Raw genomic sequence first — 14,714 nt, 5'->3', positions numbered from 1 at the left:
CTCAGGTCGGAGCATTACCATGCGTCTTTGTGAGGTATTCGACCGTCTCGAGTATGGCCTCTAGAAAGCTGAAAAGGTCAAATGCAACTTGCCAGGGTTTGCGCCGCATTTTTCCTTCGAGTTCAATGTCTCCGATCATCGACCAAATGCCCTCGTCTCGAGGCTGTGATCCATTGTCATAGACGGGGCGAAAGTCATCGGTGTGAATAATTTTGTTGCAGCATTCGCGAAGTGTTTCGGGGATCTCCTCGCCTTCATAGATGGTGAGAAACCCGCCATGTGCGGCAAGCTGTTCGGCTTTGAAGATCTGGAACTCTCGTTCCTCTCGCAACTGGTCATCGAGCGCGCGGTAGGACGCCGCTACGGTCAATAGAATCCTCGATAGTCGCTCCTCGGCTGCGTCTTGGTGCCGTTTGACCAGCAATGGGTGCGACCACACGGGATCTTCGCCAAATTCCTGAAGATCATCATTCCAAAAGGCCTCAACACCTCTCGTTGCGAGCGCGATCTCGAATGCTTCAAGGCACATGGATTCGATCGCGTCGCAATCAAAGGCGAGTGGTTTTTTGAATTCGTGCCAGTACGGATTTTCGTTCGGTGACCGAGACACTATTTCACCATCTTATTGGCGCGGATTTGCAGATCGGCCATTCTTTCCATGAGTTCATCAAAGCCGATTGCATCGGATCGCAGGAGCCCGGCATCAATCATCTTTTGGTAATCCTCATGAAGCGCCTCCAATGGTTCTCCCTCGGGCACCAAACAAAGTGAACCGGATACTGCTGTCGCATACTCGATCACCTCTCCTGTTTGGTTAGTCTCCCGAAAGAAATGTTGCTTGTGCTCGGCTACAGCGTTGGCGAGCCCTCGATCATCAAAGGCCTTTTGGGCAATCCCGATCTGATCCAGGCAGTCAAGATCGTACCAATGTCGCGCATAACGATCGCCACCGCGAAAGGCTCCGCGCAGGCAATAGGCGTGAACGGCAGTGGCTTTCTCCCAGAATGTGCGTTCGGCAATCATGACCCTTGGGTGGGCCGTGGGCAACGTGAGCCCTTCGACCCCCTCGACAAGATCGCAGGTTACTTTGTGCCGTTCGGCAGGCTCGCCCGTTGAGCGTGCACCGAACTCGAGGAGCACCGCGGGTCGCACATATCCGTTGTTGCCGCGCACAGCTTCGTAGTCCAGGTAGAGCCGGTCATTGTCCTGCCGCAGTGATGCGGGGAGCTTCTGGCTTTCAAATTGAGCGATGAACAAAGGTGCTACGTCGGTCTCGATCCAGGCGGACAGGCGCTCTTGCACAGCCTCTGTCCACTTCCTTGCCTGGGACCGGTTTGGTGGATATGGGGTCTCGGGGTCTGAGATGAGATCGGGAATGATTTGTCGAATGTCATAGGTCACATCGACGTCTTCGGAAAATCGGTCGATCGCCTTGTAGACTTTTGACAGCGACGTTCCGCCCTTGAATACGAGATGATCGCTCCATTCGCTTTCGAAAAGAGCATTGAGCGCCCAAACGACCCAGATGTCTTTTTCGAGGAGATCAGCGGGCCGCCCCAAATTTAAGGCAGCCGCTTCGAGCGCGTCGATTTTGTCTCTTTCGGTAAGATCGAAATAGCTTGGGGTTCGTGTCATCACGCCGCGGCTAGGGTGCTTAGTTCTTTCGCCATCCAAGTTGGCGCGCTGGCGCGTAAGGCGAGTAGCTCACGCCGCTCGTCTTCACTCAGTTGGGACTTGATCCGCCCCAAAGCCTTGCCTGCTTCTGCTTTGCCAAAGTAAGCCAATGCCCTGAAGGCATGCCCGGCCCGGCTGTTTGGCGCACGTAGCTGCCAACTTGGAACATGCTTCAATTCCACGTTTTGGGCCCCAAGCTTCAGATAGCGACTGGGACCGGACGTCCAGTAGATCTGGCGGGAGGGGTTCTGCGTCGACAAACCAAGTATATTGGCCGCGGAGGCACCGCTTAAGGACACACGTTCTCCTGTGGTTTTTGCGATGCTCTCAACAACAGCCTCGACAGATGGCGCACGCGCCCCGAAGCGTGTCTTTACAGGCAGAGCAAACAGACCACGCTTTACGCGCATGAGCTCGCCACGCTTCACCAATCGAGACAAGGCCTGGTCGATTGCAGCGCGCTCTCCAAGGTGGAGAAGCTCTTTTGCACAAAGGGTCGCGCCTTCCGGCAACCCTTCTGCATAGGCTTTGATCGCTTCGGACGTGGTTCGCATGTCAGCTCCTTTGTGTCAGATATATAGCTTGTTTTCTGACGGTTTGCAAGGTAAAAGCAAAGAAGGGAACGCGCTGGAGAAGCCGAACTAACGAATTGATTTAAGACAATTATGAACTTGATATGTGCATTGAACCCCTCAGAAAACGAACAGTAAGCGGAGAGCTCTATACCCGACGGGAGGAGATTAGTGCGTTTATCCGCTTGAGCCTTGATTGGCCCTTTGATGAGCTGCTGGACAAAGCTGCGATGCGAGATCGGCGGCACGCCGACTACGTGCCTTCCGAAGTGCTGCTCTATCACCTGAGACAAACCAAGACCGACAATGCGGATGGCCGGTTTGTGGCACTTTACAACATTTTGTTGGATCGGATTGAAGCTGCCTGTCCCCGGCCCAATAGCCGACGCGGCGATAAGGACGTCGAGGATTTTCGCGTCGCCGAGATCCGCGACAAGATAATAGAACGTGTCACCGAGCTCATGTTTGAGGACCGGCAGGGTTACGTAGAACAGCTTGACGCATACGAGGTGTTTTTTGACCGGGCCGTTCGCTCCGTTCGCATAGACAAATTTCGTCAGGTAAGTGGTCGGGAAAATGCCACCGAATCCGTTGTGCACCATGATGGCAGCGAGGATATCCGCGAGGAAGTCGAAGAGGCGCTTGAGCGATACAAAAAGTCAGGCCTGACAAAAGAAGAAGATTTTGATTACCGGTTTCGCATACGTCGCGCGATTGACGCCTTACCCGAGGAAGAACGAAAGGTGATCGATTTGATGCTCGCAGAGATTCCCATTGAGACGAACAAAGACGGTGAACCTTCAATGACCCAGCTGCTCGGCTGCGTCGAAAAAACCGTACGAAATAGGCGTGATCGTGCGTTTGAAAAGATCAGACGCGCACTCAAACTGGAGGACAATGATGACCAATAGAGAAGATGTCCTCAGCGACTTTACGATTGAGCCAGAAATGTCGTCTGCCGTGCTGAAAACCTATTTGAGCAAATACCCTGAATTTGCAGACGATCTCCTGGATCTGTTCCACGAGCTGACAATGAGCGACATGGAAGCGGTCGAGGCAAGTCTCCCGTTTGAGACCAAGGCTATGAAGACCAGCATTTTGCGGGTTCAGAAGGTCGAGCAAGCACTGTACGGCGCCGACGTTCGTGAACTCTCAAAAACGTTGGGGTTGCCGCGGAGTTTCCTCATGGGGTTGCAAGCAAGTGTAGTCCATATCGGCTCGATGCCGATTTCGCTCCTTAATAAGCTCGCAAAACTGATGAATGTGAGACTGCAGGATGTCATCAGCGGCATGCAAATTGGCGATCAACAGGCCGTTGCGATGAAATCTGATGTGAAACCTGAAGCGCAACCGGCCATCGAATTCCAAGATTATGTAGACCAGGCTGGATTGACCGAGGAGGAGCAACGCGCATTGCAAGAGTTGCTTGCAGATGATGGATCGAATTGAAGCCGTTCGTCGATGCGCCGCACATCTTCATACTGAGCGTCGGAGCAAGGGAGGCGATCCAACCCAGCCCTATTCATTTGCTCTCCAAGAGGCAGAAGATCGGGATTACGAAGTCCGCAAGCTCGCTCCGGACCATCCCCAGCTCAAAGGGGGGCGGGCGCTCTTGCAGCCGAGAGCCAAAGTTATCCTGCATGAGGATACGGGCAATGAGTTTTTAAATGCGTTTCTTGTTGCCCATGAGCTAGGTCATGATGAATTTGGCGGAGGTATTGATGTCCCGCCAACGGTGAACATCGATCCGGCACGATCGTCTGATCCAGCTTCCGTTGGGGCGGATCGCGTTGTCGATTACAGCAACCGTGCCCGCCAGGAAGTCCAGATGGATATGTTTGCGCGGGAGTTCCTCTTTCCGCGCAGTTTGGCCTGGTCCTGGCATGTCGAAAACAACCTTGGCGCAAAGCAGATTTCGGAGCGTCTTGGCGCCCCCTACGATATGGTTGCGGTGCAGCTATTTGATGCGCTTTTGTTACCGGTGGTGGAGGAAACGCCGGATATCACAAGCGCGCCCAAACCATTGAACCGTGAGCAACAACTTGCTGCGGATCATGACGGAAAAGCGCTTCTGCTGAAGGCGGGACCCGGGACGGGCAAAACCCAGACGCTCGTTGGCCGCCTGTCTGTGCTACGAGACCGTGATGTGCAGCCAGAATCCATTCTGCTTCTGACATTTTCCAACAAGGCCGCAGGAGAGATGACCGATCGGGCGCTGCGTGTTTGGCCGGAAGCGGCTGGTGCGGCCTGGATTGGGACCTTTCATTCATTTGGGCTTGATATCTTGCGCAGGTTTCATGACTGCATGGGTCTTCCCGCGGATCCACGTATGATTGATACGACCGAAGCCATAGCCCTATTGGAGGATGAATTCCCACGGCTGCGTTTGAAGCATTTCAATGAACTTTGGGATCCGACAGATACCCTGCGCTCTCTCCTTTCAGCCATTTCACGGGCCAAGGATGAGGTGGTCGACAACAACCACTACCGTAAGCTCGCCGAGAAAATGATGGAGACCGCGGTCACAGAGGCGGATATCGAGGCAGCAGAAAAGTGTCTGGAGATCTCAGCTGTCTATGATCTCTATGAAGAACTCAAGGCGGAACGCGGCGTAGTCGATTTTGGTGATCTGGTCGCCCGGCCGACAATGCTCGTCGAAAGTGACGCGGATGTTCGCGAGAAACTTCAACAACTCTACGACCATGTTTTGGTGGACGAGTATCAGGACGTAAACCGGGCCAGTGTGCGATTGTTGAAAGCGCTGAAACCTGACGGCACCAACCTCTGGGTGGTGGGAGATGCCAAACAATCAATTTACCGGTTTCGAGGTGCTTCCTCGTATAACATCGATCGATTTGAGACCGAGGATTTCTCCGGAGGCAAAAATCTCCCGCTCAATGTCAATTACAGGTCATCACAAGAAATTTGTGACACATTCAAGGGCTTCGCTCAAACGCGCATGGCGGCGGCCGGGGCGGGCTTTGAAGCCACGGCGTTTAAGGGTGCCAGTGGGGTTAGTCCCGTATTTGTGGGTGTTAATGCCAAGGACCGCGAAATCGATGAAATCGCTTTCCGAATTAAAGACGCCTGCAACGAGACCACGTCTTTCCGTGATCAGGCCGTCATTTGTAAGGGCAATGCGAGACTGGCAGAAATCGCCGCTGGTTTAGAGGCGCGGGGTATTCCGGTCTTGTTTCTTGGGCCCCTCTTCGACCGACCAGAAATCAAGCAAGCGCTTTCCGTCCTTTCCCTTGTGGTTGATCCACGCGCCATGGGACTTGCCTGCGTCGCGTCTCTCCGCCCATTTCAAATGGCGATTGGGGATGTTTCAGCTTGTGTTGATGCGGTTCGTGCCGCAAAGAACACGCTGCCCTTGGACTGGAGGCAGACGCTTTCGGGCCTAGACGACATCAGCGAGGAGGGTGAGAAGTCCCTCTCAAGGTTGATTGAGGTGTTTGGGGAGTTTGAACCAACTTCATCGGCCTGGCGCGTGATTACAACTCTCTATCTCGACAAGACGCGCTTGGCAGCCGAATTTGCGAAGGAAGCAAGATCAGGCAACGCAAATCCTGCGATTGCGCTGTGGCAGTTTCAGAACTTTCTGAGATCGACACTGCCGAAGAAATCCGGGTACCCCATTCGCGATCTTCTCGATCACATCCGGCGCCTTGTTATAGTGTCAGATGAACGTGACTTACGCGATCTGCCTGAAGCTGCGCAAAGCCTCGACGCCGTCCGGATCATGACCATTCACGGCAGCAAAGGGCTTGAGTTCAAAGTCCTTCATTTGCCGGCATTAACCAGCCGATCCATTCCGCTGTCAGCTAAGCAAAACCGCGGCCTTGCGCCTCCTGACGGCATGATCGAGGGTGCGCCCTTTAAGGGCTGTGATGCGCTCACGTCTGGGCATGACGAGGAGCAGCAATGTTTGTCTTTCGTCGCTTTATCCAGAGCGGAGGAGCGACTGATACTTTATGCCTACAGCAAGAGATCGAAGTTCGTGGATGACATTTCTGGTCATGTTCTGAGCGAAGCTCCGCAATCTGCACCGGCTGAAGGCGCGGTATCAGCGAACGGAATAAGGTTGGAGGTTGATGGCATCGCTCGCATATCGCCTTCCCAGCTCGCGGCCTATGAAAAGTGCCCACGGCGGTTTTTCTTTGCACATGTGTTACAAGTCGGCGGTCGTCGCGCAGAGTCGCCCCTTATGCGTATGCACAACGCAGTCCAGGGCGTTGTCGATGAGCTGACGTCTCGTTTGAACGATGAACCAAGCGATGCAGAACTCGCAGCCATTATGGATAAGGCGTGGGTGGAAAATGGTCCGGTGGATCATGGTTACGCTGCCGAGTACCGTCAAATCTCAGACGAGCTGCTGAGTTTCTTCCGGTTGGTCCGAACAGGCGAGAAACGGCGCGCACCAACCCCAATTTCCTTGAAGTTCGGTGAGGCAGAGATTGTCGTATCTGCACATGAGGAAGTCGATGCAGGGTCTGGCCGGGTATTGCGGCGCATCAAAACAGGACGCAAGACCACGAACGCTGTCGAGTCCTTAGATGCGGCTGCCTTTCAGCTCGCCGCTGAAGGCCACGGCCAGGCAGAATTCGTGTTCCTGACCGGCGCCACGCAGGACCGATTGACCATGAGCAGCACGAAGTTGGGGAACCGGAAAACAAAGATCGCTCAAGCTGCAATTGCGATCCTCGAAGGGCACTTTCCCCCAAAACGCACTGATCGCTGCGCCCGCTGCGCATATTTCTTCATCTGCAACGAACCGCCCTCAGGCACGCTCCGAAAAAAAATCGGATCAGGCTTACCGGATTCCTCCTGACGCCGCGATTGTCCTTGTGAAGGCGCAGACATGAGGTTTGCGTCCGCCAACTTCTTAAGGACGAACACAATGAAATCGCAAGGAAATGATCCTCGCTTCCCGGTCTTCATCGCTGATGAGGGCCTCAACTACAAAAAACACGTTTTCGATGACCCAAAGGTTCTCGGTCGCCAGTTGATCGAAGCTGCCGGCGGACATCCTGTTGATGAGCATGTGGCAATCGCCATCTTGCCAAATGGGGATTTCGAAGACATTCGCCTCGACGAAAGCTATGATCTGCGCGGTCGCGGTGCTGAGAAAGTGCTGGTCGCGCGGACTGACCGTGTCTTCAAGTTTAAGATCGACGACAAGGATCTTGAATGGCCGCACGCGTGCATCAGCGGATTTGTTCTGCGTAAGCTTGCGGACCTGCCAGAAAACTACAATCTCTGGCAGGAAATCCCGGGCCAGCAGGACCGCAAGATTGCAGACAGCGATGTCATCAATCTCGATGCCAAGGGTGTGGAGCGGTTCATCTCGCTCATCGATCAGACGACGGAGGGGGACACCCTTCCGTCGTTCGATCAGACTTTTCTGGTGGACCACGGCTATCAGTTCGACGTCGTTCAGCAAGGCCGTGAAACGGGCATCATCCTGAAGTCGCTCGACCTGCCGGAAGGCAAATTTAATGTCGAAGCCGCAGATATCCTTGTACTCCTGCCAGCCGGATATCCCGATTGCGCGCCTGATATGTTTTATGCCTCTCCGCATTTGACGCTGGCGAGCGGTCAGGTCCCGAAAGCCTGCACGGTGCAACACACCTATGCAGGTCGTGTTTGGCAGCGTTGGTCGCGCCACAACAACGCTTGGCGGCCCGGGATTGATGGTTTGCGCACGATGGTGGCGCGGATCAAAACTGCTCTCGCCGAGGCGCGGCCATGAAGGGCCCGCTGGATATTGTTCTGGCTGATCCGCACGAAGCCGGTATCCGGTCCCTGCTCGCGCAGTGTGCCGGTGCCGAGCGTTCCGCCTACATGCTTTTTGGCACAGCGGCGATTGAGAAAGACCCCTGGACGGACTCTGCTCGCACCCGGCTCATTTCGCACGCTTTCATCGACCTCGATGATGACGACGTGGTCTCAGCCTCCGAGAGCCACGTGACGTGGCAAACCGATAGCTTCATGCGATTGCTTGGGCGCGCCAAATCCAATGGCCTGGTTCCCGCCATCGTTCATACCCATCCAAAGGGCCGGGCCCGTTTTTCCAAACAAGATGACCGGAACGAAGCGGAACTTGCGCGGACCGCCCTGATCAAGGGTGCACCCGGTCTGATCAGCGTTTTGATTGCGAGCGACGGCGAGATTGCCGTGCGGATTTGGCGCTCGGCCCACAAGCCGACGGCCATCAGGCGTATTCTTCACACTGGGCCGCGTCTGGCCCTCACCGCGGAGAGCGGCAGCGAGCTGGGCTTCCTGGACCGTCAAACCCGACTTTTCGGCGATCAGGCCAATGCAATGATCACTCAGTTTCGCTGCGGTATTTCCGGAGGAGGTGCTACGGGAAGCGCAGTGTTGCCCTTGCTGATGCGTCTTGGCGTGCGCGAGGCGGTCCTCTTCGAAAAGGACCATGCTGAAGATACAAATCTCAACAGGCTCCACGGCGCACGACAGGAGGATGTTGATGCTCTTCGAGCCAAGGCCGACATTCATGCGCGGACAGTTGCGGAGGCCAATCTTGGCATGTCGTTGGTAACCATCGATGCCTGGGCCGGTGAGCCATGCACATGGGACGCATTGAAGTCTTGTGATGTGATTTTCTGTTGCACGGATGATCACGCCGGTCGGCTCTTTCTGAACCGCTTCGCCCGTTTCTATGGCATTGCGGTCATCGATGTCGGTCTCGCAATGCAGCGTCGCGATGCTCAGTCGTTCGATCTGTTTGCCCGGGTTACCACCCTTGTGCCCGGACACCCCTGTCTGCTTTGCGGCGGGTTCATCAACCCGCAACGCGCGCGCGAGGAAGTCCTGCAGCGGACCGATCCGGAGGCTTATGAAAAACTGAAAGAGGAAGCCTATCTGCTTGGTGAGGGTGACCCCTCCCCTGCCGTTGTGACCTTCACGACAGAGGCGGGTGCCATGGCGGTCAATGAATGGCTGACCGGTATCACCGGGTTTGCCGGAACAAACGGAATGGTACCGACGCGGATGCGCCGTTTTCATGCGCGCGATGAGCGTTTTCCTGAGATTTCGCCCCGGCCGGGTTGCCCGGGTTGTGATGCAACTGAAACGCTGGGCCGGGGGGACATGACACCCTTTCTGGACATGGTGACGTGAGATGAAAAAGCTAATGGCAAACATGCTTCGGCAGCTTGGAGTGCTGAGGTATGACTATCTGGTGAGCAGGCAAGACGCCTTCCCGCAAACGCCAGAAACAGAACCGGCCGAGTTAATCCTGGTCGAGAGCGGCACGATCCAAAAATGGGCCTGTCTCTCCTGCCCTGGCGGCTGCGGCGAGAGGATCGCTTTGTCTCTCAACCCAGATCGCCGACCTCGCTGGAGCATTAAGACAGATTTCTGGCAGAGACCCACACTCCGCCCGTCGGTGCATCAGCAAAATGACTGTGGATGCCACTTCTGGGTCAAAAAGGGTCAGGTTCATTGGTGCAAGGGTGGGCGGCCGCAATCACCGAACAAGAGAAAGGAATGACACAAATGGCTTGCGAGCGAATAATGCGATCGGGGTATCGCGGTACATGGCCCGCACAGGTGAGGGCGTATCGATGCGTTTCGCTTTAGACGACGGCAAACGAGTTGAAGCCTCCCCCGGCGCCAAGGGCAAATGCCCAGGATGTGGTGCAGAACTCATCGCACGATGCGGAACCAAGAAAGTTTGGCACTGGGCCCATAAAGGTCAGCGGCATTGCGACCACTGGTGGGAAAACGAAACGCAGTGGCATCGGGACTGGAAGAACCACTTCCCGTCTGATTGGCAGGAGATCCCAGCACGAGATGAAGCGGGTGAACTTCATATCGCAGACATCAAGACGCCAAAGGGTTTGGTTGTCGAATTTCAGCACTCTTACATCAAGCCGACAGAGGCCCGTAAGAGAACGGAGTTTCACAATCCGATGTTCTGGGTTGTGGATGGAACGCGGCGGAAGACGGATCGGGAACAGTTTCAGAACGCGTTGAGGGGTGGCGTGAAACATCCGACCAAGGACGGTCTTGTACAGCAACTGTGGATTTATGATTCACGCCTGCTGAAGGAATGGGTCCATGTCGGGGTGATCGTCGCTTTCGATTTTGGGGAGGACATGGTTTGGGTTCTCCGCCGTATCAAGAACGACTGGGTATATGGGTTTCAGTATCCGAAACACACGCTGGTCGAACATATCTCTGAAAGTACGCCCTTCCCTGATGTGTTGTTTGGCGCGCCCACCCGTCGAACCGTACGGTACCGGCGACGGCGTGCGAGATTCTAGACTTCTGGCCGGAACTCACTTGCCAGCGAGACGATCGACAATACGCCGCTCAACATCCAACAGATAGGGGATGACATTGCCACCGGTCATCTTTTCACGTCCCCAGGACGATGCTTGGCGAAGGCGCTTTAGACGCCTGTCTTGCCAGTCTTTGAATTCCTTCTCACGTTTCATCACCACTGCGAATGAGTTTAACAGTGCACGCACACCGTAGGATAGACCAAGGACGCTGCCAAAGAACGCGACAAAGCCTTCAGCGCCCTTCAGCATGCGGTAGGCTGCAACATCTTGCGTCGCCTCCTCATTGAATACCTTCACCAGTTCTTCGCGAAGCTGCAGAATTTCATCGATGTCGCGAAAGACCCTGTCATCTTCGAAGTTCTTGGAAAGAGCCTCGCATTTCTTGATGATCTCAACATATCGGCCGAGGAAGCCAGAAAAGTTGATCCCAGCCCTTAAGGCAAAGACGTCATCATAGGTTAGCGCTTCGAAGTTGGTGTCGGTGACCAAGCCCATATGATCAAGATCTGAAAGATCGTCAGCCAGCAGCAATATGTTCTCAATGAGCACATCAAAGAAAAGGTTTTGCTCAGAGATCTCGCTTTCATTGGGGGCAAACTCTGCATCGGACCAGTCAATGAGCTCTTGCTGCGGTAAGATCAACCGGCACCCGGAGTGTTTCGCGCCGGCATAAAGGTAAATGTATTCAGCCAAGTCTCTCAAGAAGAGCCGGGTTTCCCCTTCAAAGGATTTGTCAATGAACTCATAAAGCTGGCGCCCCTTTATCCCGGCCCCATTGTTCTCGGCAACGAGCGCATCACAATCTACTGCCGAGACAACGCCATAGCGTCGAACGAACGACTCGGGATCTTCAACTTGATCCCAGAACAGCTGGTTAAACGTCAGATACGTGTCCGGTTGCTCATAGGTCTGAAGCGCGTCAGGGGTTGTCTCGATGGTTTGGATCACCTCCCGTCCGGTTGCATCAATTCCAGTGAGACGTTCACCCAGATACTCGGCGATACCGCCCTTGTCGCTGCCAACGACAAACTTGATGACGCCATCTGTAATGAGTTTCGGTTGGCGATGGAGCATTCTGCGGGATGCTTCAAACCTTAGCTGATCAACGGGGAGCACGATTGAGTGCGACGTGACAGAATGAAATTTGATTGCCGCCTCGATCTCGGACGTGCTGTCAGTCTCTCGCGCAAACCTCGTAAAAAATATATTGTCCAAATGTCTGTTCCCTTTCAGCACAGGTGCCCCAGAAGGGGTAGACTCCGGCTGAGTGCAAAATAGGGCGTTTAGGAAATTCCCGAATGTGCTGATCACTAAGTACTAGCAGTTGACTAGCCAACGCCGGCAATCAATTTGTCCGGCACGCGGCGGTGAGTTGGTTAACCAATAACTCGCCACCATTTTTACTGTCATGCGTTTCTTTGTACGCTGAAAGCGCAATCGGAACGAGATCAGGTAAGCCCAGCGTCTTTGCCGCCGGTACAAGTGGCGGCACAACTGTTCGGGATGGCATCACGGTCAGGGCCAATCCTGCCTGCACGAGCGTTCTGACCCCGACAGGATGTGGGCTTAGATGAGACACACGCCCTTTCATTCCCGCAACATCAAGCGCTCGGAGTGCGTAGTGCCGAAGATCACGCCCATCCGTCAAAAACGCCAATGGAATAGGTCCCTCGGATGGCATTACAAACTGCGGCGAACAGGCCCAGCTCAATTCCATTGTGTGAACAAATTGCCGAGAACTGTGACGGCCCTGGTCCATCATAAAGGCGATGTCGATGTCGCCATCTTCCAGCCGTCGCAGCAATCGGTCGCTTCGGTCGCATTGGATCTGAATTTGGACGTCTGGTCGCTGGTGCGCGAACTTGCCGAGGGTTTCGGCAACAATCGACATCGCTAAAGTGACCGTCGTACCTAGCCGAAGAACCCGCCGGGCATTCGCGGTTTGCGCTGTTTCCAGAGCTTCCTCAGAGAGCGCAAGGATGCGTTTTGCATAGATGAGAAAGGCCCGCCCTTCCGCCGTCAGGGACATACTTTGTCCACGCCCTCGCTCGACCAGGCGTTGCCCGACGGTTGTTTCAAGCTTGTTGATCTGTGCGCTGATCGCGGATTGAACGGTGTTTTGTCGCGCTGCGACCGTCGTGAAGTTCAAATCATCACCGACCAGAGCAAAGGTTTGCAGTTCCCGAAGATCAAGCAAAATCTATTTCTCCGATTTTTAGAGCCAAATGTAATCGTTTCTTAGATTTACGAATAGCTGATAGCGCTCGGTTCGGAAAAGAGGATTCTGAGCGTTATGGACCACACAACTACATTCTACATCGTTGCGATCTTAGCCGTATTACTGACCGGTCTTTCAAAGAGTGGCTTTGGCGGAGGTCTGGGTGTGATGGCTGTTCCCATGATGTCGCTCTTCGTGACACCTCAGTTTGCCGCTGCCGTAATGATGCCTATTCTCCTGACAATGGACATACTGATCGTCTGGCGGTATCGCGCAACCTGGGATCGGGCGATTGTCCTGGGCCTTCTTCCCGCCGCTATAGTTGGCCTCGTTTTAGGCAGCCTGTCTTTCCAATACATGGATGCAAATACCGTTAAGTTCTTCATTGGACTTCTGGCGGCATTCTTTGTGCTGCAATTTATCCTGCCACAGCGGCGAAGGAAAACGTCTGCATTTACGCCCAAGCCCATCATGTTCGGGTTAGGCGTCATTTCTGGATTTTCCAGCTTTATCGCCCATGCAGGTGGACCTCCGGTGAAGGGCTACCTGTTACAACAGCAACTGGAAAAATCTTGGTTTGTCGGAACCAACACTGTGTTCTTCTTCTCGCTGAACTTCCTGAAAACGCTGGCCTATGGAGCCTTTGGCACACTTTCTGTCCCTAGCTTGCAGGTAAGCGCGCAGCTTGCTCCGGTCCTTCTTGTTGGTGTTGTCTTGGGGTTTAGTCTCCACAAATACATAGACCAGAGGAAGTTTGTGATGGTGGTGTACGGCTTCTTGGTCCTTACTGCGATCAAACTCTTATACGATAGTGTGCCCGTATTCCTAAGCTGAGGCGATCAGGTAATTGGGTAGCAGGTCAAGGGCTTGGCTGGGATGCGTGCTGGTTTTTACGGTCACCTCAGCAGAAGCAGCGATAGAATTGATATCGCAACCAGAGCGATGCCAATCGCTTCAATCCGCGTTGTGCGTTCTTTGAACACAAAAACGCCTGCTAGAAACGTGAAAATCAACTCAACTTGACCAACTGCACGAACATAGGCTGCATTCTGTAGCGTGAATGCGGTAAACCAACAAACACTGCACAGCCAACCAACGGCTCCGGCAGGCGAGGCTACGCGCCATTTTTCTAACACCCGCTTACCTTCCTCACGGTCAAAGGCAAAGAACCAAGCACCCATCATGATCGTCTGCATTGTTAATCCGACCGTCAGTGCCGTCATCGCAGCCATGCCGACCGAAGCCCCCTCCAAAGAGGTCGTAGCGCCTCGGAAAAACACAACGGACGCGCCCAAGAGGACAGCGCTTAACAGCCCAACCGCTGTAGCCTTTTCAAACAGTCCACGCCAAAGACCGCCAATAGTCAGTTTCGCCTCCGAAAAGGCAAGCGCCAGTGCCCCCATTGCGCCGAGTGCAATAGCAACTATTCCCAAAGGGGAAATCTCGTCTCCGAGTAAGGCAGCGCCAAGACCTGCGATCATTACGACTTCCAGTTTTGAAAATGTGGTCCCTACAGCAAAGCTACGAAAACTGAACATCCATAACAAAACCACTGTGAACAGAATTTGGCTCAACCCGCCCAGAGCGCAGAAGATTAAAAACGGCCAATGAACCGCAGGAACCGGTTCCCCTGTCAATGTTGCAAACAATGGCAACGTCGGCAGTGCCAGCGGCAAAGCGTATACAAAGCGGCTGAATGCGGCCCCCGCTGTACTCAATTGCCCCTTCAATTGCTTCTGTAACACTGACCGCGCATTTTGCAGGAATGCCGCCGCGAGCGTGAAGATAATCCAAAGTTCCATTGCTAGATTAGCCTGGTCAATATCAAAGCTTGATGGTTTGTCGGACAAGCACGTTTATTGCGATAGTTGGCCGACCTGCTCGAAAAATGGGGCGGTCTTGCGTGCCGCCCGCCCCATTGTGCAACGTCCAGGTGGT

The 14,714-nt window shown here is 54.2% G+C and carries 14 protein-coding genes; 8 read left to right on the top strand and 6 right to left on the bottom strand.

Annotated elements, in window-relative coordinates; translation table 11 throughout:
* Position 1: 1 nt before the first annotated feature.
* The 3 genes from ACR0C9_RS18715 to ACR0C9_RS18705 are packed head-to-tail and all read right to left on the bottom strand — an operon-like array spanning position 2 to position 2,228.
* Positions 2-610: a hypothetical protein gene (locus ACR0C9_RS18715; protein WP_480781697.1), complete on the bottom strand. Its 609-nt coding sequence runs from the start codon at positions 608-610 to the stop codon at positions 2-4.
* Entirely contained in the window at positions 610-1,635 is a 1,026-nt protein-coding gene (locus ACR0C9_RS18710) for a nucleotidyl transferase AbiEii/AbiGii toxin family protein (RefSeq protein ID WP_480781822.1), read from the bottom strand. The genes ACR0C9_RS18715 and ACR0C9_RS18710 overlap by 1 nt, the downstream gene beginning before the upstream one ends.
* On the bottom strand, positions 1,635-2,228 hold the full coding sequence (locus ACR0C9_RS18705; RefSeq protein WP_480781696.1) for a DUF6088 family protein: 594 nt from the start codon (positions 2,226-2,228) through the stop codon (positions 1,635-1,637). The genes ACR0C9_RS18710 and ACR0C9_RS18705 overlap by 1 nt, the downstream gene beginning before the upstream one ends.
* A gap of 203 nt (positions 2,229-2,431) precedes the next feature.
* On the opposite strand from ACR0C9_RS18705, the gene ACR0C9_RS18700 reads away from it, so the two are divergent.
* From ACR0C9_RS18700 to ACR0C9_RS18670, 7 genes are all read left to right on the top strand, one after another.
* Positions 2,432-3,157 (top strand): RNA polymerase sigma factor, encoded by a 726-nt coding sequence (locus ACR0C9_RS18700; protein WP_480781695.1) that lies wholly within the window; start codon positions 2,432-2,434, stop codon positions 3,155-3,157.
* Entirely contained in the window at positions 3,147-3,695 is a 549-nt protein-coding gene (locus ACR0C9_RS18695) for a hypothetical protein (RefSeq protein ID WP_480781694.1), read from the top strand. The genes ACR0C9_RS18700 and ACR0C9_RS18695 overlap by 11 nt, the downstream gene beginning before the upstream one ends.
* Complete coding sequence (locus ACR0C9_RS18690) at positions 3,679-7,077, top strand: UvrD-helicase domain-containing protein (RefSeq protein WP_480781693.1); 3,399 nt, start codon at positions 3,679-3,681, stop codon at positions 7,075-7,077. Before ACR0C9_RS18695 ends, ACR0C9_RS18690 begins: the two co-directional genes overlap by 17 nt.
* A 69-nt stretch (positions 7,078-7,146) precedes the next feature.
* Positions 7,147-7,998, top strand: a complete 852-nt coding sequence (locus ACR0C9_RS18685) for a multiubiquitin domain-containing protein (protein WP_480781692.1) — start codon at positions 7,147-7,149, stop codon at positions 7,996-7,998.
* Entirely contained in the window at positions 7,995-9,389 is a 1,395-nt protein-coding gene (locus ACR0C9_RS18680) for a ThiF family adenylyltransferase (protein WP_480781691.1), read from the top strand. The genes ACR0C9_RS18685 and ACR0C9_RS18680 overlap by 4 nt, the downstream gene beginning before the upstream one ends.
* Position 9,390: 1 nt before the next feature.
* Positions 9,391-9,762, top strand: coding sequence for a ubiquitination-like system serine protease family protein (locus ACR0C9_RS18675; RefSeq protein ID WP_480781690.1), 372 nt, complete (start codon positions 9,391-9,393; stop codon positions 9,760-9,762).
* A 46-nt stretch (positions 9,763-9,808) separates the two neighbouring features.
* Entirely contained in the window at positions 9,809-10,537 is a 729-nt protein-coding gene (locus ACR0C9_RS18670; RefSeq protein ID WP_480781689.1) for a competence protein CoiA, read from the top strand.
* 15 nt (positions 10,538-10,552) lie between these two features.
* Here the strand turns inward: ACR0C9_RS18670 and ACR0C9_RS18665 are convergent, their stop codons facing one another.
* Together ACR0C9_RS18665 and ACR0C9_RS18660 are read right to left on the bottom strand one after the other, a co-directional pair.
* The gene (locus tag ACR0C9_RS18665) at positions 10,553-11,632 is read right to left on the bottom strand and encodes a hypothetical protein (RefSeq protein ID WP_480781688.1); all 1,080 of its coding nucleotides are present in this window, start codon (positions 11,630-11,632) and stop codon (positions 10,553-10,555) included.
* Positions 11,633-11,903: 271 nt separating this feature from the next.
* Entirely contained in the window at positions 11,904-12,755 is an 852-nt protein-coding gene (locus ACR0C9_RS18660; RefSeq protein WP_480781687.1) for a LysR family transcriptional regulator, read from the bottom strand.
* Between the two features lie 96 nt (positions 12,756-12,851).
* Here ACR0C9_RS18660 and ACR0C9_RS18655 point away from each other — a divergent pair, with 96 nt between their 5' ends.
* The gene (locus ACR0C9_RS18655) at positions 12,852-13,610 is read left to right on the top strand and encodes a sulfite exporter TauE/SafE family protein (protein WP_480781686.1); all 759 of its coding nucleotides are present in this window, start codon (positions 12,852-12,854) and stop codon (positions 13,608-13,610) included.
* Between the two features lie 62 nt (positions 13,611-13,672).
* On the opposite strand, the gene ACR0C9_RS18650 is transcribed toward ACR0C9_RS18655, so the two are convergent.
* A complete protein-coding gene (locus tag ACR0C9_RS18650; RefSeq protein ID WP_480781685.1) occupies positions 13,673-14,626 on the bottom strand; it encodes an EamA family transporter in 954 nt (317 codons plus the stop codon).
* Between the last annotated feature and the right edge of the window lie 88 nt (positions 14,627-14,714).

Source organism: Ruegeria sp. C12 (genome assembly GCF_056537745.1).
Note: the sequence above shows the minus strand (reverse complement) of the source record. Positions and strands in the feature narration are given on the sequence as shown.

What these genes read in the sequence shown, in the direction of transcription:
- ACR0C9_RS18710 (WP_480781822.1), bottom strand. Translation starts at nt 1,635, where the DNA reads ATGACACGAACCCCAAGCTATTTCGATCTTACCGAAAGAGACAAAATC.
- ACR0C9_RS18670 (WP_480781689.1), top strand. Translation starts at nt 9,809, where the DNA reads ATGGCCCGCACAGGTGAGGGCGTATCGATGCGTTTCGCTTTAGACGAC.
- ACR0C9_RS18675 (WP_480781690.1), top strand. Translation starts at nt 9,391, where the DNA reads ATGAAAAAGCTAATGGCAAACATGCTTCGGCAGCTTGGAGTGCTGAGG.
- ACR0C9_RS18655 (WP_480781686.1), top strand. Translation starts at nt 12,852, where the DNA reads ATGGACCACACAACTACATTCTACATCGTTGCGATCTTAGCCGTATTA.
- ACR0C9_RS18685 (WP_480781692.1), top strand. Translation starts at nt 7,147, where the DNA reads ATGAAATCGCAAGGAAATGATCCTCGCTTCCCGGTCTTCATCGCTGAT.
- ACR0C9_RS18680 (WP_480781691.1), top strand. Translation starts at nt 7,995, where the DNA reads ATGAAGGGCCCGCTGGATATTGTTCTGGCTGATCCGCACGAAGCCGGT.
- ACR0C9_RS18695 (WP_480781694.1), top strand. Translation starts at nt 3,147, where the DNA reads ATGACCAATAGAGAAGATGTCCTCAGCGACTTTACGATTGAGCCAGAA.
- ACR0C9_RS18705 (WP_480781696.1), bottom strand. Translation starts at nt 2,228, where the DNA reads ATGCGAACCACGTCCGAAGCGATCAAAGCCTATGCAGAAGGGTTGCCG.
- ACR0C9_RS18690 (WP_480781693.1), top strand. Translation starts at nt 3,679, where the DNA reads ATGATGGATCGAATTGAAGCCGTTCGTCGATGCGCCGCACATCTTCAT.
- ACR0C9_RS18665 (WP_480781688.1), bottom strand. Translation starts at nt 11,632, where the DNA reads ATGCTCCATCGCCAACCGAAACTCATTACAGATGGCGTCATCAAGTTT.